Below are 23,108 nucleotides of genomic sequence, written 5' to 3'. Positions count from 1 at the left end.
CTTGTGCGCGACCCACCGGTGCGGTGATTCCGGAGGTATCGGTCGCCCACAAGTGGGCTCCTACAAGGGGACCGTGTCACCGGCCTTTTGTGGGAGCGCACCCTGTGCGCGACAAACCAACGGAGCGGCAATCCCGATGTGCCCCTGTCGGCCTGTCGGCCACAGGGTGGCCTCCCACAATGACGCGAGGAGCGCCCCGTGCATCGCGCAAAAAGAAAGGGCGGCTTGCGCCGCCCTTCTCCAGTCACTGTGACGTGACTCACCGCGCTCAGGCAGTAACCGTGTCGGCCACGTCCTGGTAATCGGCGATCTGATTGAAGTTCATGTACTTGTAGATCTTCTCGCCGTTGGCATCGAGCACGCCCACGTCCGTCATGTACTCGGCCTTGGTCGGGATGCGGCCCAGACGCGAGCAGATCGCGGCGAGTTCGGCCGAGCCCAGGTACACGTTGGAGTTCTTGCCCAGGCGGTTGGGGAAGTTGCGGGTGGAGGTGGAGAACACCGTGGCGCCCTCGCGCACCTGCGCCTGGTTGCCCATGCACAGCGAGCAGCCCGGCATTTCCATGCGGGCGCCGGCGGTGCCGAGCACGCCGTAGTGGCCTTCCTCGGTCAGCTGCTGCTGGTCCATCTTGGTCGGCGGAGCGACCCACAGCTTGGTCGGGATGTCGCGCTTGCCTTCCAGCAGCTTCGACGCCGCGCGGAAGTGACCGATATTGGTCATGCACGAACCGATGAACACTTCGTCGATGGTGGCACCGGCCACGTCGCTGAGCGTCTTCACGTCGTCCGGGTCGTTCGGGCAGGCCACGATGGGCTCGTGCACGTCGGCCAGGTCGATTTCGATGACGGCGGCGTATTCGGCGTCGGCATCGCGCTCCAGCAGCTGCGGGTTGGCGAGCCAGGCTTCCATCGCCTTGATGCGGCGCTGCAGGCTGCGCGGATCCTTGTAACCCTGCGCGATCATGTACTTCAGCAGCGTGATGTTGCTGTTGATGTATTCGATGATCGGCGCCTTGTCCAAGTGCACCGTGCAACCGGCGGCGGAACGCTCGGCCGAGGCATCGGACAGCTCGAACGCCTGCTCCACCTTGAGGTTCGGCAGACCTTCGATCTCCAGGATGCGACCGGAGAAGATGTTCTTCTTGCCCTGCTTGGCCACCGTGAGCAGACCGCTCTTGATCGCGTAGAGCGGGATCGCATTGACCAGGTCACGCAGGGTCACGCCCGGCTGCAGTTCGCCCTTGAAGCGCACCAGCACCGACTCGGGCATATCCAGCGGCATCACGCCGGTGGCGGCGGCGAAGGCCACCAGACCCGAACCGGCCGGGAAGGATATGCCGATCGGGAAACGCGTGTGGCTGTCGCCGCCGGTGCCGACCGTATCGGGCAGCAGCATGCGGTTGAGCCAGGAGTGGATCACGCCATCGCCCGGACGCAGCGAGATGCCGCCACGCGTGCTGATGAATTCCGGCAGCGTGTGGTGGGTCTTCACGTCCACCGGCTTGGGATAAGCGGCGGTGTGGCAGAACGACTGCATGACGAGGTCGGCGGAGAAGCCCAGGCAAGCCAGGTCCTTCAGCTCGTCGCGGGTCATCGGACCGGTGGTGTCCTGCGAACCGACCGAGGTCATCTTCGGCTCGCAATAGGTGCCCGGGCGCACGCCCTGGCCTTCCGGCAGGCCGATGGCACGGCCGACCATCTTCTGCGCCAGCGTGTAGCCCTTGCCGGTATCGGCCGGCTGCTGCGGCAGGCGGAACAGGGTGGACACCGGCAGGCCCAGCGCTTCGCGCGCCTTGGCGGTAAGGCCACGGCCCACGATCAGCGGGATGCGGCCACCGGCGCGCACTTCGTCGAACAGCACGTCGGACTTGACCTGGAATTCGGCGATCACTTCGCCGTTCTTCAGCGCCTTGCCTTCGTACGGACGGAGCTCAACCACGTCGCCCATGTTCATGCTGGAGACGTCGAGCTCGATCGGCAGCGCGCCGGCGTCTTCCATCGTGTTGTAGAAGATCGGGGCGATCTTGCTGCCCAGGCACACGCCGCCGAAGCGCTTGTTCGGGATGAAGGGGATGTCTTCGCCGGTGAACCACAGCACCGAGTTGGTGGCGGACTTGCGGCTGGAACCGGTGCCGACCACGTCACCGACGTAGGCCACCAGGTGGCCTTTTTCCTTCAGCGATTCGATGAAGGCGATCGGGCCGCGCTTGCCGTCTTCTTCCGGCTGGAACGGCGCACCGTCGCGCTGATTCTTCAGCATGGCGAGGGCGTGCAGCGGGATGTCCGGACGCGTGGTGGCATCGGGTGCCGGCGACAGGTCATCGGTATTGGTTTCGCCCGGCACCTTGAACACGGTGACGGTCAGGCTTTCGGGCACTTCCGGCTTGCTGGTGAACCATTCGGCGTCGGCCCAGCTCTGCAGCACGGCCTTGGCGTTGGCGTTGCCCTTGTCGGCCTTGTCCTTGACGTCGTGGAAGGCGTCGAACATCAGCAGGGTGTGCTTGAGCGCGTTGGCGGCGACGGTGCCGACCTGCGCGTCGTCGAGCAGCTCGATCAGCGGATGGATGTTGTAGCCGCCCAGCATGGTGCCGAGCAGTTCGGTGGCCTTCTCGCGCGAGATCAGCGCGCACTTTTCGGTGCCGAACGCCACGGCTGCCAGGTACGAGGCCTTGACCTTGGCCGCATCGTCCACGCCAGCCGGCACGCGGTTGGTGATCAGGTCGACGAGGAACGTCTCTTCACCGGTGGGCGGATTCTTCAGCAGCTCGATCAGCTCGGCGGTCTGCTGGGCCGACAGCGGCAGTGCGGGGATTCCCAGCGCGGCGCGCTCGGCAACATGTTGGCGGTAGGCGTTAAGCATGTGGTCTCGTCCGGTGAACGTGGATCAAAGGGGCAGCGGGCGATGGTTTGCGCCATCGCGGCGGAGGTTCACCCGGCGGGAGAGGTTCCGCGTGGCCGCTGCCGGCGTTCGACAAGGCGCAAGGTCTTGTCGCCATGCCGTTCTTGGCGGCATCACAGCCCGCTATTTTGCCAGTCCGGCCCCAAGCGCCGCAACGCAAGACAACGCTTCCGCCTGCGTTCGAAATCTTGCAAGGCGAATGTGCGGCAATCCCCAATCGGGTCTCTTGCGCGTTTGGGCTTTTGTCCCAAACTGAATGGGAGTGCTGAACGGAGAGGATGGATTCCCCGGATTGCCAGGCCTTCTTCGCCGTCATCCCGGCGTAGGCCGGGATCCAGTAGCGTCGACTTCTGGTGGTCGCGAAAACCCAACACAGGGTCACTGGATCCCGGCCTGCGCCGGGATGACGAGCTACAAAGGCTTTGCAATTCCCCTCACGTCCCGTGCCCTAGGATCCCCAAGCTACGCGTTCGCGCGTTCGCCAGACTCACGCAACAGGAGTTAGCCCATGCTGGATTCATTCGCCACCCGCGACACCCTCACTGTCAACGGCAGCCAGTACAACTTTGCCAGCCTGGCCAAGCTCGGCCAGCGCTTTGACCTCAAGACCCTGCCCTATTCGCTCAAGATCCTCCTGGAAAATCTGTTGCGCCACGAGGACGGCGTCAATGTGACCTCGAAGGAAATCGAGGCCATCGCCAACTGGGATGCCAAGGCCGAACCCGATACTGAAATCGCTTTCATGCCCGCCCGCGTGGTGCTGCAGGACTTTACCGGCGTGCCCTGCGTGGTCGACCTGGCTGCGATGCGCGATGCGGTGGTGAAGCTCGGCGGCGACGCCAAGCAGATCAATCCGCTGGCGCCGGCTGAGCTGGTGATCGACCACTCCGTGCAGGTCGATGTGTACGGCTCCGAGTCCGCGCTGGAGAAAAACGTCGAGATCGAATTCCAGCGCAACCAGGAACGCTATGCCTTCCTGCGCTGGGGCCAGAAGGCGTTCGACAACTTCAAGGTGGTGCCGCCGCGCACCGGCATCGTGCACCAGGTGAACCTGGAGCACTTGGCCCGCGTGGTGTTCACGGCCGAGAAGGACGGCGCGCCCTGGGCCTATCCGGACACCGTGTTCGGCACCGACTCGCATACCACCATGATCAACGGCATCGGTGTGCTGGGCTGGGGCGTGGGCGGTATCGAGGCTGAGGCGGCGATGCTGGGCCAGCCTTCGTCCATGCTGATTCCGCAGGTGGTCGGCTTCAAGCTGACCGGCAAGCTCTCGGAGGGCGTGACCGCGACCGACCTCGTGCTCACCGTCACGCAGATGCTGCGCAAGCTCGGCGTGGTGGGCAAGTTCGTGGAGTTCTTCGGCAGCGGCCTCAAGCACCTGGCGCTGGCCGACCGCGCCACCATCGGCAATATGGCGCCGGAATACGGCGCCACCTGCGGCATCTTCCCGATCGACCAGGAAGCGCTCAATTACCTGCACCTGTCCGGTCGCAGCGACGATCAGATCCGCCTGGTGGAGGCCTACGCCAAGGCGCAGGGCATGTGGCATGACGAGAACGCCATCGAGCCGCGCTTCACTACCACGCTGGAACTCAACCTGGCCGATGTGAAGCCCTCGCTCGCTGGCCCCAAGCGCCCGCAGGATCGCGTGCTGCTGGAAGGCGTGCAGAAGAGCTTCCAGGACGCCGTGGGTCCGCTCACCGCCACCCGCAAGCCGCGCAACGAAGCCACCTCGGCGTTTATTGCCGAAGGCGGCTCGGCGGCGATCGGCAACCCGGCCAACGACATCACCGACAGCGGCGTGCGCGTGGACAAGGACGGCGAGTCGTTCAAGCTGGGCGATGGCGCGGTAGTGATCGCCGCGATCACTTCGTGCACGAACACCTCCAACCCGAGCGTGATGATCGGTGCGGGCCTGGTGGCGAAAAAGGCCGCGGCCAAGGGCCTCACGGCGCAGCCCTGGGTGAAGACCTCGATCGGCCCGGGTTCCAAGGTGGTCACCGATTACCTGGAAAAGACCGGCCTGTTGAAGGAGCTGGAAAAAGTCGGCTTCTATATCGTCGGTTACGGCTGCACCACCTGCATCGGCAACTCCGGTCCGCTGCCGGCGGAAATCAGCAAGGGCATTGCCGAAGGCGATCTCGCGGTGGCGTCGGTGTTGTCGGGCAACCGCAACTTCGAAGGCCGCGTGCATCCGGAAGTGAAGATGAACTACCTGGCCTCGCCGCCGCTGGTGGTCGCCTACGCTTTGGCCGGCACGCTCAACATCGACCTCACCAAGGAACCGCTGGGCACGGGCAGCGACGGCAAGCCGGTGTATCTCAAGGACATCTGGCCGACCAACCAGGAGATCTCCGACATCGTCGGCAGCGCGCTCAATCCGGAGATGTTCGAGAAGAGCTACGCCGACGTGTTCAAGGGCGACACGCGCTGGAACCACATCGCCTCGCCCGATGGCGATGTGTACAAGTGGGACGACTCGACCTACATCAAGAACCCGCCGTACTTCGACGGCATGAGCAAGGAGCCGGGCAGCATCGAAGATGTGCACGGCGCCCGCGTGCTCGGCCTGTTCGGCGACTCCATCACTACCGACCACATCTCCCCGGCCGGCTCGATCAAGAAGGACAGCCCGGCGGGCCGTTTCCTGATCTCCAAGGGCGTGGAGCCGAAGGACTTCAACTCCTATGGTTCGCGTCGCGGCAATGACGATGTGATGGTGCGCGGCACCTTCGCCAATATCCGCATCAAGAACCTGATGCTGGACGGCGTGGAAGGCGGCTACACGCTGTACGTGCCAAGCGGCGAGCAGTTGGCGATCTACGATGCGGCGATGAAGTACAAGGCGGACAAGACGCCGCTGGTGGTGCTGGCCGGCAAGGAATACGGCACGGGTTCGTCGCGCGACTGGGCTGCCAAGGGCACCCTGCTGCTGGGCGTGAAAGCCGTGATCGCCGAGAGCTTCGAGCGCATCCACCGCTCCAACCTGGTGGGCATGGGCGTGCTGCCGCTGCAGTTCGAAGACGGCCAGAACGCGCAGTCGCTGGACCTGACCGGCAAGGAGACCTTCGACATCACCGGCCTCAACGGCGGCGAATCGAAGACTGCCAAGGTCACTGCCACGGGGCAGGATGGCAAGAAGAAGGAGTTCACCGTGAGGGTGTTGCTGCTCACGCCGAAGGAACGCGAGTTCTTCCGTCACGGCGGCATCCTGCAGTATGTGCTGCGCCAGCTGGCTGGAAAGAAAGCGGCCTGATCCTCGTTGCAGGCTGCTTTTGGCAAGGAGAAAACGCCGCCGTTGGGCGGCGTTTTCTTTGAGCGGCCTGGACGCTATGTGTGGGGCACCCTACCTTTGTAGGAGCGCACTTGTGCGCGACAACCCCACGGCGCAGTAACAGTCAACGCTGCGGTCGCCCACAAGTGGGCTCCTACACAAGATCCCCGTGGCGCGGCGACGATCAGCGTTGCGGTCGCGCACAGGGTGCGCTCCTACAAGGGGAAGGAGGCGATCAGCTGCCCGAGGTCCACGTGGCGGCATAACAGCGCCACTCGCGCCCATCCTTCCGCCACGCCGTCTCCACCCGATACACACCCATCTGCGCCGGCAACAACTTCCCGCCGCTGGTCAGGGTCACGGTGAAGCGCGCGACATAGCGATCGCCGCGCTGCTCCACCTCGATCGGCCCGCTCAAGGCATGAATCGTCTCGCCGCGAAACCTGGCGGCACGCAGCAGCCCCAGGATTTGCCGCCTCTCCATCTCACCGTTGTTGCCGCTGAAATCGTCGCTCAACAACGCGTCCAGCGACGAGGCATCGGCCTGTTCGGCCGCTCGTTCGGCGGTTTCGATGCCCTGCCGCACCCGACTTTCGTCGGGCGTGCGATGGCAGGCCGTCAGGCCGATTGCGAGGAACACGCAAAACACTGGATTTACAAGTAGTTTTTGTATCGAAGGCATGCCTTATTCTCGCTGCGGCGCGGCTTGCCGCTATACGCAAGCGTATGCTCCAATGCCGCGTCATCATCTTGCCCTACGTCACTGCCGGGCTGATACATACAGGAGCGTTGGATCCAACATGAGCATTGAGCGTCCGTGGCTGGCCCATTACCCGGAAGGCGTTCCCGCGCAGATCGACATCAACCAGTACGCGTCGCTCGCCGCCGTGGTGGAAGAAGCCTTTGAACGCTTCCGTCATCGCCCGGCTTTCTCCAGCTTCGGCAAGGTGCTCACCTACGGTCAGATCGATGAGATGAGCCGCCAGTTCGCCGGCTACCTCACCGGCGAGCTCAAGCTCGGCAAGGGCGATCGCATCGCGATCATGATGCCCAACGTCTTGCAGTACCCCATCGCCCTGTTCGGCGCGTTGCGCGCAGGCCTGGTGGTGGTCAACACCAATCCGATGTACACCGCGCGCGAGCTCAAGCATCAGCTGGAAGACGCCGGCGCCAAGGCCATCGTGGTGCTCGACAATTTCGCCGCGACGCTGCAGCAGGTGGTGGCCGAGACTCACGTCGAGCACATCGTCACCACCGGCATCGGCGACCTGCTCGGCGCCAAGGGCGCGCTGATCAATTTCGTGCTCAAGCACGTCAAGAAGATGGTGCCGCCGTACGAGCTGCCGCATGCCGTGCGCTTTACAGACGCCCTGTCCAAGGGCGCGCCGCATCCGATGCCCAAGGTGCAGCTCGATCACGAAGACATCGCCTTCCTGCAATACACCGGCGGTACCACCGGCGTGGCCAAGGGCGCCATGCTCACCCACGGCAACATGGTCGCCAACATGCTGCAGGCCGGTGCGTGGATCGGCAACAACGCCAAGCAGGGCGAAGAAGTAATCATCACGGCGCTGCCGCTGTATCACATCTTCTCGCTGACGGCGAACGGCCTGGTGTTCATGCGCCTGGGCGGTTTGAACTGGCTGATCACCAATCCGCGCGACATGCCTGGCTTCGTCAAGGAATTGAAGAAGTCCAAGTTCACCGCGCTCACCGGCGTCAACACCTTGTTCAACGGCTTGCTCAACACGCCGGGCTTTGCCGACCTGGATTTCTCGCGCCTGCACCTGTCGCTGGGCGGCGGCATGGCCGTGCAGCGCGCGGTGGCCGAGCGCTGGAAAAAAGTCACCGGCTGCACGCTGGCCGAGGCTTACGGGCTGACCGAAACCTCGCCTGCGGCCTGCATCAATCCGCTGGACCTCAAGGATTACAACGGCTCGATCGGCCTGCCGATTCCCTCCACCGACGTGGCGATCTGGTCGGAAGAAAACCAGCCGCTGGCGATCGGCGAAGTGGGCGAACTGATGGTGCGCGGCCCGCAGGTGATGAAGGGCTACTGGCAGCGTCCGGACGAAACGGCCAAGGTGCTGGGCTCAGACGGCTGGCTGCACACCGGCGACATCGCGCGCATGGATGCCACCGGTTATGTCTACATCGTGGACCGCAAGAAGGACATGATCCTGGTGTCCGGCTTCAACGTGTATCCGAACGAAGTCGAAGACGTGGTGATGCAGCATCCTGGCGTGGCCGAAGTGGCTGCCGTGGGCGTGCCGGACGAACACTCGGGTGAAGTGGTGAAGCTGTTCGTGGTGCGCAAGGACCCGAACCTCACCGTGGAAGAACTGAAGAAGTTCTGCCACGACAACCTCACCGGCTATAAACGTCCCAAGCTGATCGAGTTCCGCGACTCGTTGCCCAAGAGCAATGTGGGCAAGATCCTGAGGCGCGAGTTGCGGGATGAGAACAAGCAGAAGTGAGGGAAGAGGCGTGGGAGTAGAGCTCACTGCGCTCAACAAAAAGCCCGGCGAACTGCCGGGCTTTTTTTATGGATTCCCTCGCGGCGATAAGTGCCGAGTGATTTCCCTCACTCCTCGCCCCTAGTCCTTCCACAACTCCAGAATATCCGCATACCCACCCAGCAGGTTCCACAGCGGCACCTGCTTGTCTTCCGGGATGCGGGTATAGGCAAAGCCCAGGTGGCGATCGGAAATACGGGCCACCTGCGCCTCCAGATGGATGTGCAGGTCGTGACCAAAGATCATGTCGAGGATCCAGCTCTGGCCATGCTCGCCCTGCCAGCCCAGGGGGCGGCGCAGCAGCACGCCGGTCGCGGAAATGTCCACCAGTTCGGTCGAATGCGATTCGTCGGCACGGCTCATCAGCACCGTGGTCTCGATCCGCATGCGCGCCGGACGCAGCTGCTCCGGATCGGAGCTGTTCCTGACATTGTCTTCCGCTTTGCTCATCTTGCTCTTGCTCCCCACGTCAAACGCGCCAGCGCCGACTGCTTCATCCTGAAGAAACACTCCCTCATCGGTCGATGTGGAGCGTCTCCGTTCAACTTCAATCCTGCTCGTGCGTTCTCAACACGCCTGCGCGGACCAGGCTTCCTGAGCCAAACCGCGCATTGATCCTGTCCTGCACCTGGTCGGTGACGCGCCGTTCGGGCGCGCTGTCGAACAGGTCTTGCTGTCGTTGTGCCGCAAAACCCGACAGGCTGACGCCCAGCAGGCGAAGGCGCGGCCTTGATTGCGCCTTCCACCATGCGTTAAGCAAGCCTCGTGCCAGCTCATAGAGTTCGCTGGCGGAGGCGCTGGGCACGCGCAGTTGGCCCTGGCGGCTGTGGGTGACAAAGGGCGGCTCGCGCAATTTCACCGTGACGGTACGCCCTTCCAGCCCACGCTGGCGCGCTCGGGCCGCGATGCGCTCGCAATGGCGCAGCAGCCAGGCCTCGGCCATCGCCAGCTCGGCCAGATCGACATCAAAGGTGTGTTCCGAGCCGATCGACTGTTCGGCCTGCGCCGGTTCCACGTCGCGGTCGTCTTCGCCGCGGGCCAGCGCCTGCAGCGCCTCCACCTGACGCCCTAGCGCACTCGCCAGACGCGCCGTGTCACTTGCTGCCAATTCGCCTATGGTCCGGATACCCAGGCGGTGCAACGCCTGCTCGGTCACCTTGCCCACGGTCCACAAGCGGCCCACCGGCAGCGGCGCCAGATCCCGGGCGGCGTGCTCAGCGGTGATGCGACGCAGACCATCGGGCTTGGACATTTCGCTGGCCAGCTTGGCCAGCAGCTTGTTGGGCCCCATGCCCACCGAAGCATTCAGCCGGGTCCGCTCGTGGATGGCGAGCTTGATGCGACCAGCGATGGTCTCGACCGAGCCGAGCAGGCGCAGGCTGGCAGTGACGTCCAGGAACGCCTCATCCAGCGACAGACCCTCCACCAGCGGCGTGGCTTCGTGGAAAACCTTGAAAACCTGCTCCGAGGCTTCTTCATAGCGAGCGAAATCAGGCGGCAGGTAGACGCCATCGGGGCAAAGCCGTCGCGCCTGCGCCATCGGCATGGCCGAACGCACGCCGAACGGGCGCGCTTCATAACTGCAGGTGGAGACCACCCCGCGAGGCCCCAGGCCACCGACGATCACCGGGTGCCCACGCAGCTGCGGGCGGTCGCGCTGCTCCACGGACGCATAGAAGGCGTCCATGTCGACGTGGATGATGGAGCATTCATCGGGCAGCATGTCCCTGTATTCTGCCGATACGGCAGCATCGCGTGTACTGGACTTGCCCGTCGCCAGCGGCTAATCTTGGTCTCGCTTGGGTCAGTGGGTGCGCGCACGATCGGTGAGATCGACCGCTACGGCACCCGTCCCGATGCACTCAGCCGACCGATTGAGAAGCCAGTGACGCAGGTTTCGTCACGTTGTGGCTCGCGTTTTTTGTCGTGACCCAAACACGCTAAAAACGCTCAAGGGTCGCTCACGGCCAGCCTGATCGAAACGCCAGACGCGCGCTTTCGTCATGCATGACCGCGACGGTGACGCCATGCGCACCGGCTAGGCATCGCGCAAGTTAGCTTCAACGGATCGCGCCTGCGGGCCAACGTCCGGGCGGGACATTCGTCAGGCGAATGCCGGTGGGATCAACGTTTCCTCACGTATTGAACGCAGAGCAAGCCGTCTTGAACGGCCCAACGACATGCATTGATGAGCACTGAGCCAGTCGAGCCTCAGGCGGTCGCCGCACCGCAGGACGCGTTTGCGTCGGTACCTCAACAGCAGGAAATGCCGCTGGCCATCGTGCGCGGCGAACCGCTGTTGCAGATGCCGCAGGACCTGTACATCCCGCCGGATGCGCTCGAGGTGATCCTCGAATCGTTCGAAGGGCCGCTCGACCTTTTGCTGTACCTGATTCGTCGCCAGAATCTGGACATTCTCGACATCCCGGTCGCCGAGATCACCCGGCAGTACATGGATTACATCGAGATGATGCGCGACGTGATGCGCCTGGAGCTGGCTGCCGAATACCTGCTGATGGCAGCCATCCTGGGCGAGATCAAATCGCGCCTGCTGTTGCCCCGGCCGCCTGCCGAGGAAGGCGTGGAAGAAGATCCCCGCGCCGAGCTGATCCGTCGCCTGCAGGAGTACGAACGCTTCAAGAGGGCCGCGGCGGATATCGACGCCCTGCCCCGCATGGAGCGAGACATGGCGCCGGCCCACGCGGACGTGGGCGAACGCAATGTGGTCAAGCTGCCTCCGCCGCTCGACCTCAAGGAGATGCTGCTGGCGCTGAAGGACGTGATGCGTCGTGCCGAATTGTTCGGCCACCACGCCATCCGGCGCGAAGCACTCAGCGTGCGACAGCGCATGGGTGAACTGCTCGGCCGCTTGACCGACCAGACCTTCCAGCGCTTCGAAACGCTGTTCGATGTCACCGAGGGCCGCCTGGGCGTGGTGGTCACTTTCCTGGCCATGCTTGAACTGGCCAAGGAGATGCTGGTGGAGATCGTGCAGGAAGAACCGCTGGCACCGATTTACGTAAGGGCAAGGGCAGGAAGCGCGGAAGAAACCGCCGCCGAACGCTATGCCGATGACGAGCCGGCCACCGCGGCCGAATAAGCCGCGCAGCCCGCCCCATTCACCGCAGCATCCGCATCCGATCCGAGGCCATGCAGATCGAGCAACTCAAACCCATCATCGAGGCGGCCCTGCTGGCATCCACCCAGCCGATGACCGTGCCTCAACTGCTGGAACTGTTCGGCGAAGAGGACGAAGTCGGCCGCGAAGAGGTCGCCAAGACCCTCGAGGCGCTGGCGGACGATTGCGCCAACCGCGGCGTGGAGCTGCAAGAGGTCGCCTCGGGCTTCCGCTACCAGGTGAAGCAGTCGGTGCATCCGTGGATCTCGCGACTATGGACCGAGCGCCCCAGCCGCTACTCCCGCGCCCTGCTGGAAACCCTGGCGCTGATCGCCTACCGCCAGCCGATCACCCGCCCGGAGATCGAACAGATCCGCGGCGTGGTGGTGTCGTCCAACATCATCAAGACGATGGAAGAGCGCGAATGGATCCGCGTGGTGGGCTACCGCGACGTGCCGGGCAAGCCCGCACTGTTCGGCACCACGCGCGCCTTCCTCGACTACTTCAACTTGAAGTCGCTCGACGAGCTGCCGCCGCTGTCGGAAATCCGCGACATGGAAGACCCGCAGATGAGCATCGCGCCGGAGCCGCTGCCGGTGCGTGTGATGCGCGACCTGCCGATCGATCCGGACGAAGAAAACGAAACCCTGGTGGTGGCCGGCGAAGAAGATCTCGACGTTTCCATCACCGAACCTGCCGGGCACGATGTACCGGCCACCGAACACGAAGAAAGCCAGGCCGCCGACGCTGTCGACGAACCCGGCCACGAAACGCCCGAGGCGATGCATGTCGCCTCCTCCGAACCCGGCGCTGCACCGCACGCCGAGACTCATGTTGACACTGCCGACGAGGCAGCGACCCACGCGGACGCCGAGCAAGGCGACGCCACGCAAGATACCGAGGAGTACCGCGCATGACTGCGCCACAGAAATCCGTTTTGACCCTTAAGCGCACCCCGCGCGACGAAACCGCGCCCGCCATCGAGGAGCGCCTGCACAAGGTGCTCGCCAACGCCGGCCTCGGCTCGCGCCGCATGCTTGAGCAACGTATCCAGGCCGGTGAGGTTGAACTCAACGGCACCCCCGCCACCATCGGTGCCAGCGTCCACGCCGGCGACCGCGTCGTGCTCGACGGCAAGCAGTTCGTCGTCGCCACCGACAACCGCGACGAAACCGAAGTGCTGGTCTATCACAAGCCCGAAGGCGTGGTGACCACCCGCGAAGATCCCGAAGGCCGTCCCACCGTGTTCGAACAGCTGCCGCGCCTGAAGGGTGCGCGCTGGGTCGCCGTGGGTCGCCTGGACATCAACACCACCGGCCTGCTGCTGCTCACCACCGATGGCGAACTCGCCAACGCGCTGATGCATCCCAAGAGCGGTCTCGAGCGCGAATACCTGTGCCGCGTGCACGGTGAAGTGCCCGACGAGATGATCGAAAAGCTCAAGGCCGGCGTGGAGCTGGAAGACGGCCCGGCCCGCTTCGACGAAATCGCCGTGATCAGCCAGGGCGGCAGCCACAGCTGGTTCCGCGTGGTGATCCGCGAGGGCCGCAATCGCGAAGTGCGCCGCCTTTGGGACTCTCAGGGTTTCCTGGTGAGCCGCCTCAAGCGCATCCGCTACGGCAGCGTGGAATTGCCGCGCACCCTGCGCCGCGGTGACTGCGAATCGCTGGGCGAAGAAGCCGTCAAGGATCTGCGCAAGACCACGGGTCTGGGTTCGCCGCAGCCGGTGCTCACGCTGAGCCCGGTGCTGCACCAGCGCCGCGCGCCGCGCAACGTCACCGAGTACGTTCCCAAGGGCGCCAGCGGCTCGTACAGCGCGGGCTACCAGGACGAAGCGCGCGAGCTGCGCGCCTATGACCGCATCCGCGAAGAACCCACCCGCGGCAAGCCGCGCGGCCGTCCGGGCCGGGAAGTGAACGGCAATGTCGCCCGTCCGGAACGCTCGGGCGGTGGTGGCGGCGGCATGCGCAAGGGCAAGCGCGGCGTCGCCCCGGGCCAGGAGCTGCCGTCGGTGCGCACCTGGTTTGCCGGCGAATCGCGTGAAGGTGGTGCTGCGGGCGGCGCTCGTGGCGGCGCAGCGGGCAATCGTCGTCCGGGTGGCGGCAAGCCGTCGTTCGGCAATCGCGCCGGTGGCGCGGAAGGCCGTAGCGGCAGCCCGTACAGCGGCTTCGGCGGCGGTGCCGGTGCTGGTGGCAACCGCGGCGGCAAGCCGAGTGGTCGCCCGGGTGGTCGTCCCGGCGGTCACGGTGGCCAGGGCGGTCAGGGCGGCGCGGCTGGCCAGGGTGGCCAGGGCGGTCGTCCGCAGGGTCGCGGCGGTAATCGTCCGCAAGGCGGCGCCGGTCGTCCGCAAGGCGGCGGTCGTCCCCAGGGCGGCGGTAATCGTCCGCACGGCGGCGGTGGCGGTGGCGGCGGTGGTCGCGGCGGCAACCGTCACGGCAATCGCTGAGCACGGCTTCCGCCATGCACGCCCGCATCTATCACAACAACCGCTGCTCCAAGTCGCGCGCCACACTGGCCTTGCTTGAGCAGCGGGGCGTGGTGTGCGATGTCGTGAACTACCTGGACACGCCGCCGAGCAGCACCGAGCTGATGCAATTGCTCGACATGCTCGGCATGACGCCGCGCGAACTGATGCGCACCAACGAGGCCGAGTACAGCGAACTCGGCCTCGACGATCCGTCACTGGATGACACCGCGCTGATCGCGGCGATGGTGAGTCATCCGCGGCTGATTGAACGCCCCATCGTGGTGTCCAACGGCAAGGCCGCGATTGGACGTCCACCGGAATCGGTGCTGTCCATTCTTTGAGTGCACGCATCCTCGCCTTGCGCGGGATGCGTCGCCCTACTCTTCCTCGTCAGGCACGTAGGCCAGCAGATCGCCCGGCTGACACTCGAGGAATTCGCAGATCTTGCTCAGCGTTTCGAAACGCACGCCGCGCACATGGCCGGACTTGAGCAAAGACAGATTGGATTCGGTAATACCGACGAACTCGGCGAGTTCGCGCGAGCGCACTTTGCGCATCGCCAGCATGACATCGAGTCGGACTACGATCGCCATCAGGACCTCACACGATCGAGCGCTGGTCGTCTTCGAGTCGCGCCGCCTCGTCGAACAGGCGGGCCACGAAGAAGAACACGGCCACCGGCAACAACGACAGCAGATCGTCGCCGCTGAAGGTCAAGCGGGCCGACCCTGCGCCTGAGTGCCACGCCAGCCAGAGCGAGGCTGCCGCCGGCAACATCACGCGTAGTGCTGCAGCGACCATCAGCAGGCAGGCGAAGCGGCGGAAGTGTTTCGTGGCGGCGCTGGAAAACAGTGCATCCGGCGCCACGCGACCGAGCATCAGGGCCAGCTCCGCCAGCGCGGCGCAGCTGACCAGCGCCAGCACGGCTGCAATGCTCGCCGCCCATGCGCGCGGAAGTTCATCGGTCGACAGGCTGGCGACCACGGTCGCACCCTGGGTGCTGCCGTCGGCCCAAATACCCAGCCCCGTGACCACCAGGCAGGCCAGCGCACTCAGCCAGGCGACGATCGCCAGCGCACGGGCGACGCGCACGATGCGATGTACTGTTGGATAATCATTTCTTTCTGTATTACGATAATTTTTCTTCGTCATACGGGCACCATATCATGAAAGCTGCGCCGCTGGTCTGGCTTCATCCCTATGTACTGTTCGCAGCGCTCGCCCTTCCGGCCATGGCCGGAGGCGTGGCGCCGGCGCCCCTGTCCAGTCAGCAGGCCGAAAGCGCCCTGGTGGATGCCGCCGATGGCGAGGTCTTCCATCTGGCCAGCGTGCTTCCCCAAATCGAGGACCTGGGATTGGCCACCCTCGCCAGGGCGCGACTGGCCGCGGCACGACTGGATGCCGCCGAGGCGGACCAACTGGTCGAGCGCTATCTCGCCGACGGCCGCCGCACGCCAGCGCAACGCGCGCTGGCCTGGCCCATCGCCGCCGATGTCAGCTTTGCCGATGGCGACTACCGCAAGGCCGCCGAGGCGGCGCACGCATGGGAACAGGCGCTGGCCGCGCAAGGCGCCAGTACCGAGGACCGTGCCGCCGCGCTGCAAATGGCGGAACTCGCCGGCCAACTCGCCCAGGCCAAGGCGCAGCATGTAGACGTTTATGCGCCCAAACCAGAGTTAGTGAAGCGCGATAAAGTCGGCCTGCCCCGCTCTCACGCTTCCATCAACGGCAAGCTTCAAGAGGTCGTGCTCGACACAGGCGCCAATCTCTCCGTCGTATCGCTCTCCACCGCCCACAAGCTGGGCTTGCGTCTGCTCGATGGCGCCGCCAGCGTGGGCAGCGCCAGTCGCCAGGCGGTGGCTACCCGCGTGGGCATCGCCGATCACCTGCAGTTTGCCGGGCTCTCCTTGAGCCATGTAGCGTTTCTGGTGCTGGACGACGATCAGCTGAAGATGCCCGTGCCCGGCGGTTATCAGATCGACGCGATCCTCGGCTTCCCGGTGCTGCGCCAGTTGCAGCGGCTGGAGTTCAGCGCTGATGGCAAGCTGCTGCCCTCGCGCAGCGACGCTGCCAAACCTGGCGAAGGCAACCTGCGCATGGCCGGCAGCGATCTTTATGTCGAGGTGATGCTCGATGATCTGCACGTGGCGATGCATCTGGATAGCGGCGGCGCGTTCTCTTCGCTCTCGTCGCGCTTTGCGGCAGAGCATCCCGGCGTGGTCAAGGGATTGAAATCGAAACAGGAGCACGTCGCGGGTGCAGGCGGGGCACGCGTTCGCCAGTCGGCGACGTGGCCGAACGTGCGAGTGCGCATCGGCGATCAGCAGAGCGTGCTTGCGGCGATGACGATCTCGCTCAGTGATGCCGGCAACGTCAAGGAGCCGAATGTGCTGGGCGGCGACATCCTGCAGTCGTTCGATCACTGGACGATCGACTTTCCACGCATGCAGTTCGAGGTGGGCAAGCCGTTGCCTCAGGCCTCCGCCAAGGTGCGCGCGAAATAATCGCGCGCAGTCCGATCAACCCGGATTGAGCGTAAAGCTGTCCGCATCCATCCACGCCGGAAAACGCTCGCGATGCGCGAGCAGCGGCGCGGGATCGATGGTCACCGTCACCACCTGCTCCTGCGGACCCAGCTCGACCAGCGGCTCACCGATCGGGTCGAGCACCGCGCTGTCGCCTGCATACGGCAGATCGTTGCCGTCGACGCCGACGCGGTTGAGGCCGATCACATAGCTCAGGTTTTCGATGGCGCGCGCACGCAGCAGCGTGCGCCAGGGCTGGCGGCGCGGTGCCGGCCAGTTGGCCACGAAGATCGCCAGGTCGTAATCCATGCCGCCGGTGGCTTCCTCGCGGCGGCCGTTGCGCAGCCATACCGGGAAGCGCAGGTCGTAGCAGACCTGCGGAAGAATGCGCCAGCCCTTGAGTTCGACGATAAGCCGCTCGGTGCCGCCGCCATAGCGCGTGTGTTCACCCGCCATGCGGAACAGATGGCGCTTGTCGTATTGCTCGAAGCTGCCGTCCGGGCGTGCCCAGATCAGCCGGTTGTAAACGGTGTCGTTTTCGCGAATAGCCAGGCTGCCGCACAACACCGCACCCACTTCCTGGGCGAGCGCGCGCATCCACGCAACGCCTTCGCCTTCCATCGTATCGGCACTGGCACGCGTGTCATTACTGAAGCCGGAAAGAAATGTCTCCGGCAACACCACCAGATCGGTCTGCCCGGCGACGCGTCGCACCAGCTCGCCGTAGTACTCGCGATTGGCCGGCGCGTCATGCCAGCGCGTGGCGCCCTGGATCAGGCTGACCTTCAGAGCTTGCATAGACGCTCCGCGGCGGCTTCCATGGTGGCATCGCTCTTGGCAAAGCACAGGCGCAGGTAATGCGTGCCCGGCGCCTTGTCATAGAACGGCGTGAGCGGAATCGCGGCGACGCCGCCTTCCTTCACCATCCACTCGCAGAACGACACATCGTCCTTGTTGCTGATGGCGGAATAGTCGACCAGCTGGAAATAGCCGCCCGGCACGTCGAGCAACTTGAAGCGCGAGGGCTTGATCAGTTCGCGGAAGCGATCGCGCTTGACCTGATAGAAGGCGGGCAGCTCCAGATAGTGCTCGGGCGTGCTCGCCATGAACTCGGCAAACGCAACCTGCGCCGGATGAAACGTGCAGAACGTGAGGTACTGATGCACCTTGCGAGATTCCGCGGAGAGCGCCTTGGGCGCCACCGCGTAACCGAGCTTCCAGCCGGTGCAGTGATAGGTCTTGCCAAACGAGGACACCACGAAGCTGCGCGCGGCCAGCTCGGGATGGCGCAGCACGCTCTCGTGCTGGGCGCCGTCATAGACGATGTGCTCGTAGACCTCGTCGGACAACACCACGATCTCGGTGTCGCGCACGATGGCGGCCAGCTCGTCCAGATCGGCCGAGGACAACACCGCACCGGTCGGGTTGTGCGGGCTGTTGATCAGGATCATGCGCGTCTTGGGCGTGATCGCATCACGCACGCGCTGCCAGTCGATGCTGAAGCTGGGCGCCTGCAGCGGAATATGCACCGCGCGAGCGCCCTGCAGCTCGATGGCCGGTTCGTAACTGTCGTACGCCGGATCGAACACGATCACTTCGTCGCCCGCGCGCACCACGGCAGCGATGGCGGCAAACAGCGCTTCGGTGGCACCCGAAGTCACCGTGATCTCGGTGTTGGGATCGAGCTTGTGACCGTACAGGCGCTCGGTCTTCAGCGCGATCTGCTCGCGCAGCGGCTGCAGGCCGATGCCCGGCGCATATTGGTTGCGGCCTTCGGCCATGGCGCGCGTGATGGCGTCGCGCAACGGCTGCGGTGGTTCGAAGTCCGGAAAGCCCTGCCCCAGGTTGACCGCCTTGTGTTCGACAGCCAGCTGGCTCATGACGGTGAAGATGGTGGTTCCAACTTTGGGAAGCTTGGTTTCGATCTGCATGACCTGGATGTCTGGAAGGCTAAATGATGATCGTAACACGGGTGTCGTTGCGCACCTGCGTCACAGGTATTTGTGGCACTTCGCGTGATTTTCGCGCACCGAATCGGGCAGCCGTTCCGCAAGAAAATCCACGAACGCGCGTACGCCGGGCAACAGGCCGCGCCGGCTCGGGTAGACGAAGTGCATGGTGCCTTGTGGCACGCTCCATTCGGGCAGCACCACTTCCAGCTCGCCGCGCTCGATGGCCGGACCGCACACGAACTCGGGCAGCAGCGTCACGCCGACGCCGGTCTTGCAGCTTTGCAGCAGGGCGTTGAAGTCGCCGCAGATCAGGCGGGGCTGGATGTCGACCACGATCTTCTCGCCTTGTGCATCGAGCAGCTCCCAGCCCTGCGCTCCCTCGTGCTCCTGGTTGCTGAGCGCCGGCAGCTGCGAAATATCGGTGGGTTCCTTGGGACGGCCGTAACGGTTGAGCAGGTCCGGACTGGCTACCAGCAAGACCTTGGACTGGCCAAACGTGCGCACCACCAGGGTCGCGTCGGTATCGAGCTTGCTGCGCACACGTATGGCGATATCAAAGCCCTCGCCGATCACGTCGACGCGCCGGTCGGTGGCGTGCAGGCGCACCTGCATCTTGGGGTGCTGGGCGAGGAACTCCGGCAGCATATGGCCCACCACGGTCTGCACCAGCGAGACCGGGCAACTGACGCGCACCACGCCACGCGGCTCGGAGCGCACTTCTTCCACGGCCTCCTGCGCCGCCCTTGCCTCTTCCAGGACGGCACGACAGTGGCCGTAGAAGCGCTCGCCGACTTCCGTCACCACGAAGCGACGGGTGGTTCGCTGCAGCAGGCGCACGCCCAGGCGCTCTTCCAGCTGCGCGATGCGTTTGCTCAGGCGGGACTTGGGGATGCCCAGGGCGCGTCCGGCCGAGGAAAAGCCGCCGTGTTCAACCACGGCAGCGAAGAAATACAGATCGTTGAGATCTTGAAGGGCGCCATCCAGGACCGTCATCGCTGTTTCCTTATTAGAACAATACGTTCGAGTTTAGCCGGCTTATCACTTGATTGTCCGAAGACTACCTTAGTTCTGTCGCCGGCGGACCCGGCCCGTCAACTGAGGAAATACCATGAAACTGCTGCATCTCGACGCAAGTGCCCTGGGTAGCCACTCCGTTTCGCGCGGTCTGACCGCCGCCATCGTGGCCGAACTGACCGCTAACAACCCCCAAACCGAAGTTATCTACCACGATCTGGTCGCCAACCCGCTCGCCCACTGGACTGCCGTGGCCGACGCCAGCGATTCGGTGGCGGTCCAGGGCAGCCAGATGATCGAAGAGTTTCTGGCGGCCGACGTGGTGGTCATCGGTGCCCCGATGTACAACTTCTCGATCCCCAGCCAGCTCAAGGCCTGGATTGACCGCATCGCGGTGGCCGGCAAGTCGTTCCGCTACACCGCCAATGGTCCGGAAGGCCTGGCTGGCGGCAAGCGCGTGATCATCGCCTCCTCGCGTGGCGGCATCTACAGCGAAGGCAGCGCCGCCCAGCCGATGGACTTCCAGGAAACCTACCTGCGCGCCCTCTTCGGCTTCCTCGGCGTCACTGACCTGGAGTTTGTCCGCGCTGAAGGCGTCAACTTCAGCGAAGACCACAAGGTCGAGGCCCTGAAGACCGCGCACGCTTCGATCAGCGTGGCGACCCGCAAGGCCGCTTAAAGCTTCACCGGCACCACCGTCCCCAGCAGACGCCGCGCCCTCAGGGTGCGGCGTTTGTCTTTTCAGCGCGGTAAACCGCCTTGCCGTCCACCCACGTGCTGAGGGGCTTCAAGTCGGCGATCTGACGCGGCGACACGGTGAGCAGGTCGCCGCTGAGCACGACGAAGTCGGCACGCATGCCCGGCTTCAAGGCGCCGACCTGATCCTCCATGAAGGACGCATAGGCCGCGCCGCGCGTGAAACCCGCCAGCGCCTGGATGCGGCTCACCCGCTGATCCGGCAACCAGCCACCCGGCGGCTGTCCATTGAGATCCTGCCGCGTCACGGCGGCATACAGGCCAAGCATCGGATTGACCTGCTCCACCGGGAAATCCGAACCGAACGCCAGCGGCACTTTTTCCTGGATGAAACGCTGCCAGGCATAGGCGCCCTTCAGTCGCTCCGCACCGAGACGCTGTTCGGCCCATGGCATGTCGGAGGTGGCGTGGGTGGGCTGCATCGAAGCGATCAGATGCAAGGTGGCGAAGCGCGGAATGTCGTCGAGCGCGACGATCTGCGCATGCTCCACGCGCCAGCGATGATCGCTGTCGGCGTGCTCGCCCAGCACGGCCTGATAGGTATCGAGCACGTTGCGGTTGCCGCGATCGCCGATGGCATGTGTGGCGACCTGTACATGGCAGCGATACGCCTTTTCCACCGCAGTGCGATAGGCCTCGGGCGAGGTGACGAAGATGCCCTTGTTGCCATGGTCGTCGTTGTAGTCGGCCAGCAATGCCGCGCCGCGACTGCCCAGCGCGCCATCCATGTAGAGCTTGACGGTACGCATCTGCAGGCGACCGTTGGCATCCGCCCAACGCCCGCCCTGGCTGCACAGCCAGTCGAGCGCCTGGTGGTTGCCGTCGGCCATCTCATAGAGACGCAGCGGTATCTCACCGGCTGCCGCCATTTCCTGCAGGACTTTGAAATCCTCCAGGCTCACGCCCGGATCGTGTACGCCGGTCAAGCCGGCCGCGACTGCATCGGCGAAAGCGGCCTTATAGGCATCGCGCGTCTGCTCGTGCGTCAGCGGCGGGACGGCCTGGCCGACCAAGGCCTGGGCGCCGTCCACCAGCACGCCCGTCGCCTTCTTGCCGACGCGTTCGATGCGTCCGCCGTCGGGTTGCCAGTCGCCATCCAGCGACTTGGTCGCGTGCTTCATCGCCGCCGTGTTTGCCCACGACGCATGACCATCCACGCGCTCGAGGTACACGGGGCGATCGGGAAACGCTGCATCGAGATCAGCGGCGTTGGGGAAATGTTTGTCGGCCCAGCGGTTCTGATCCCAGCCGCGGCCGATCAGCCATGTGCCCGGCGGCAATTTGGCGGCGGCCGCCTTGAGCCGCGACACCACCTCCGCGCGCGAGGTGCTGCCGACAAGGTCCACTTCGATATGGGTCATGCCCAGGCCCAGCATGTGGCCATGAGCGTCGATCAAACCGGGAATGACGGTGGCGCCTTTGGCGTCCTCGATCTTGCCGTCGGGGTACTGCTTCTTGAGGTCAGCTGTATCACCCACCGCAAGTAGGCGGCCATCGTCGCTCCAGGCCAGCGCCGTAGCCTCCGGACGTGAGGGATCCATCGTATGGATGTGGGCATTGACCAGCAAGGTGGTCGCCTGCAGCGGCAGCGCGGCGAGCGCCAGAACAGCGATCGAGCCATAACGAAGCGACAAGCACATGGAGTCGTCCCGGGTGGAAGAATGCCGAGACTTTGCCCAGCCCGGCCCCGACACACAAGCGGCCATGCAACATGTGTGCACCCAGGGCGCCCCCTACGCCCCGGATACGAAGGACTTACGCGGCCTGTTCCAGCACCGCCGCCACGCTGGCGTACTGCGCCAGGCGGATCGAGGCTTCGGTGCCTGGCATTTCCACGCAGACCGAACGACCCGAACGCAGATGTTCATCGCGGGCGACTTCCCGGGCGAGTTTGATGGCACTGCCAAGCCGCAGATCACTGAACAGCGAAAAACCAAGACGGCACACACACCACATACCGTCCGGGGACTGCTTGAGCGAATAGGTGACCATGATGCAACCCTGTGGGGGAAAGGAGATGCCTGCCACAACTAATCGTGTACGCATTAGGCGCGACGATTTGTCCGTTCCGGACTAAAAGAGCATGCCTTTGTTACACCGGTCGTCCTATCAGCACGACACCTGATGTTTCGTAGGAATGCGACTACGACGATTGGGATAGGGACACAGGCATGGACTGTTTCACCACGGATACACATGCGCTTGCCATCTGTGAACGCCACGCCCTGCACAACGCTGCCGATGGCGGAAATCACATCGATCTATCACCCATCGTTAACTGCCTGATCGTCAGTTTCTAAAGCCCCGATCACGGAGTCTTGCTGATGACGGATGGCACACCCATGATCCAACTGCCCCTGCATCAGGCTTTTAACGAACTGCTGCAGCTCTACCGCATGCTCGAGCTGGAAAACGAACTTTTGCGCGGGCAGCTGCGGAGACATCCGGTGGGCGAGCTGCAGATCCGCGAGACCGAACGCAAGATGATGGAATTGCGCGGCGGTGTGCCGCCTGTCACTCCCGACCAGCTGACGGCCATGATGGCCGTTCGGCCGGAATGAAGCGCGGCGCGCGAAGGTCGCCC

The 23,108-nt window shown here is 64.5% G+C and carries 20 protein-coding genes; 9 read left to right on the top strand and 11 right to left on the bottom strand.

Annotated features, from left to right (window positions below; all coding sequences use genetic code 11):
• Positions 1–268 precede the first annotated feature (268 nt).
• Positions 269–2,860 carry a bifunctional aconitate hydratase 2/2-methylisocitrate dehydratase gene (gene acnB / locus AB4Y82_RS20005; RefSeq protein ID WP_441602403.1) on the bottom strand — a complete coding sequence of 864 codons (2,592 nt, stop codon included), beginning with the start codon at positions 2,858–2,860 and terminating at the stop codon, positions 269–271.
• Positions 2,861–3,407: 547 nt separating this feature from the next.
• Between acnB and acnA the strand changes: the two genes are divergently transcribed.
• Complete coding sequence (acnA, locus tag AB4Y82_RS20000; protein ID WP_441602404.1) at positions 3,408–6,158, top strand: aconitate hydratase AcnA; 2,751 nt, start codon at positions 3,408–3,410, stop codon at positions 6,156–6,158.
• Positions 6,159–6,411: 253 nt separating this feature from the next.
• On the opposite strand, the gene AB4Y82_RS19995 is transcribed toward acnA, so the two are convergent.
• The gene (locus AB4Y82_RS19995; protein WP_441602405.1) at positions 6,412–6,816 is read right to left on the bottom strand and encodes a hypothetical protein; all 405 of its coding nucleotides are present in this window, start codon (positions 6,814–6,816) and stop codon (positions 6,412–6,414) included.
• 160 nt (positions 6,817–6,976) lie between these two features.
• Here AB4Y82_RS19995 and AB4Y82_RS19990 point away from each other — a divergent pair, with 160 nt between their 5' ends.
• Positions 6,977–8,653 (top strand): long-chain-fatty-acid--CoA ligase, encoded by a 1,677-nt coding sequence (locus AB4Y82_RS19990; RefSeq protein WP_441602406.1) that lies wholly within the window; start codon positions 6,977–6,979, stop codon positions 8,651–8,653.
• A 120-nt stretch (positions 8,654–8,773) separates the two neighbouring features.
• On the opposite strand, the gene AB4Y82_RS19985 is transcribed toward AB4Y82_RS19990, so the two are convergent.
• Both AB4Y82_RS19985 and AB4Y82_RS19980 read right to left on the bottom strand, forming a co-directional pair.
• Complete coding sequence (locus tag AB4Y82_RS19985) at positions 8,774–9,142, bottom strand: PilZ domain-containing protein (RefSeq protein ID WP_441602407.1); 369 nt, start codon at positions 9,140–9,142, stop codon at positions 8,774–8,776.
• Positions 9,143–9,239: 97 nt separating this feature from the next.
• Complete coding sequence (locus tag AB4Y82_RS19980) at positions 9,240–10,415, bottom strand: DNA polymerase IV (RefSeq protein WP_441611601.1); 1,176 nt, start codon at positions 10,413–10,415, stop codon at positions 9,240–9,242.
• 465 nt (positions 10,416–10,880) lie between these two features.
• On the opposite strand from AB4Y82_RS19980, the gene AB4Y82_RS19975 reads away from it, so the two are divergent.
• From AB4Y82_RS19975 to arsC, 4 genes are read left to right on the top strand one after another with little or no spacing between them, the layout of a single operon-like run.
• On the top strand, positions 10,881–11,792 hold the full coding sequence (locus AB4Y82_RS19975; protein WP_441602409.1) for a segregation and condensation protein A: 912 nt from the start codon (positions 10,881–10,883) through the stop codon (positions 11,790–11,792).
• Between the two features lie 50 nt (positions 11,793–11,842).
• A complete protein-coding gene (scpB, locus tag AB4Y82_RS19970; protein WP_441602410.1) occupies positions 11,843–12,727 on the top strand; it encodes an SMC-Scp complex subunit ScpB in 885 nt (294 codons plus the stop codon).
• Positions 12,724–14,256: a pseudouridine synthase gene (locus AB4Y82_RS19965; protein WP_441602411.1), complete on the top strand. Its 1,533-nt coding sequence runs from the start codon at positions 12,724–12,726 to the stop codon at positions 14,254–14,256. The genes scpB and AB4Y82_RS19965 overlap by 4 nt, the downstream gene beginning before the upstream one ends.
• A gap of 14 nt (positions 14,257–14,270) precedes the next feature.
• Positions 14,271–14,618, top strand: coding sequence for an arsenate reductase (glutaredoxin) (arsC, locus tag AB4Y82_RS19960; RefSeq protein ID WP_441602412.1), 348 nt, complete (start codon positions 14,271–14,273; stop codon positions 14,616–14,618).
• 36 nt (positions 14,619–14,654) lie between these two features.
• Here arsC and AB4Y82_RS19955 read toward each other — a convergent pair whose 3' ends face one another.
• Together AB4Y82_RS19955 and AB4Y82_RS19950 are read right to left on the bottom strand one after the other, a co-directional pair.
• Positions 14,655–14,870 (bottom strand): helix-turn-helix domain-containing protein, encoded by a 216-nt coding sequence (locus AB4Y82_RS19955; protein WP_121880725.1) that lies wholly within the window; start codon positions 14,868–14,870, stop codon positions 14,655–14,657.
• A 7-nt stretch (positions 14,871–14,877) separates the two neighbouring features.
• Entirely contained in the window at positions 14,878–15,369 is a 492-nt protein-coding gene (locus tag AB4Y82_RS19950; protein WP_441602413.1) for a hypothetical protein, read from the bottom strand.
• Between the two features lie 74 nt (positions 15,370–15,443).
• Here AB4Y82_RS19950 and AB4Y82_RS19945 point away from each other — a divergent pair, with 74 nt between their 5' ends.
• The gene (locus AB4Y82_RS19945; protein WP_441602414.1) at positions 15,444–16,781 is read left to right on the top strand and encodes an aspartyl protease family protein; all 1,338 of its coding nucleotides are present in this window, start codon (positions 15,444–15,446) and stop codon (positions 16,779–16,781) included.
• Between the two features lie 15 nt (positions 16,782–16,796).
• Here the strand turns inward: AB4Y82_RS19945 and AB4Y82_RS19940 are convergent, their stop codons facing one another.
• Genes AB4Y82_RS19940 through AB4Y82_RS19930 form a run of 3 tightly spaced genes read right to left on the bottom strand, consistent with a single transcriptional unit; the run spans position 16,797 to position 19,747 of the window.
• Positions 16,797–17,600: an amidohydrolase gene (locus AB4Y82_RS19940; protein ID WP_441602415.1), complete on the bottom strand. Its 804-nt coding sequence runs from the start codon at positions 17,598–17,600 to the stop codon at positions 16,797–16,799.
• Complete coding sequence (locus AB4Y82_RS19935; protein ID WP_441611599.1) at positions 17,588–18,733, bottom strand: pyridoxal phosphate-dependent aminotransferase; 1,146 nt, start codon at positions 18,731–18,733, stop codon at positions 17,588–17,590. Before AB4Y82_RS19935 ends, AB4Y82_RS19940 begins: the two co-directional genes overlap by 13 nt.
• Before the next feature lie 60 nt (positions 18,734–18,793).
• A complete protein-coding gene (locus AB4Y82_RS19930; protein ID WP_441602417.1) occupies positions 18,794–19,747 on the bottom strand; it encodes a LysR substrate-binding domain-containing protein in 954 nt (317 codons plus the stop codon).
• 115 nt (positions 19,748–19,862) lie between these two features.
• On the opposite strand from AB4Y82_RS19930, the gene AB4Y82_RS19925 reads away from it, so the two are divergent.
• A complete protein-coding gene (locus AB4Y82_RS19925; RefSeq protein ID WP_441611597.1) occupies positions 19,863–20,447 on the top strand; it encodes an FMN-dependent NADH-azoreductase in 585 nt (194 codons plus the stop codon).
• A gap of 40 nt (positions 20,448–20,487) precedes the next feature.
• Here AB4Y82_RS19925 and AB4Y82_RS19920 read toward each other — a convergent pair whose 3' ends face one another.
• Both AB4Y82_RS19920 and AB4Y82_RS19915 read right to left on the bottom strand, forming a co-directional pair.
• Positions 20,488–22,164 (bottom strand): amidohydrolase, encoded by a 1,677-nt coding sequence (locus tag AB4Y82_RS19920; protein WP_441602419.1) that lies wholly within the window; start codon positions 22,162–22,164, stop codon positions 20,488–20,490.
• 115 nt (positions 22,165–22,279) lie between these two features.
• On the bottom strand, positions 22,280–22,516 hold the full coding sequence (locus tag AB4Y82_RS19915; protein WP_441602420.1) for a hypothetical protein: 237 nt from the start codon (positions 22,514–22,516) through the stop codon (positions 22,280–22,282).
• Between the two features lie 350 nt (positions 22,517–22,866).
• Between AB4Y82_RS19915 and AB4Y82_RS19910 the strand changes: the two genes are divergently transcribed.
• Positions 22,867–23,085 carry a hypothetical protein gene (locus AB4Y82_RS19910; protein ID WP_441602421.1) on the top strand — a complete coding sequence of 73 codons (219 nt, stop codon included), beginning with the start codon at positions 22,867–22,869 and terminating at the stop codon, positions 23,083–23,085.
• Positions 23,086–23,108: the final 23 nt, after the last annotated feature.

The organism is Dyella sp. 2YAF14 (assembly GCF_052114725.1).
Lineage (GTDB): Bacteria > Pseudomonadota > Gammaproteobacteria > Xanthomonadales > Rhodanobacteraceae > Dyella.
Note: the sequence above shows the minus strand (reverse complement) of the source record. Positions and strands in the feature narration are given on the sequence as shown.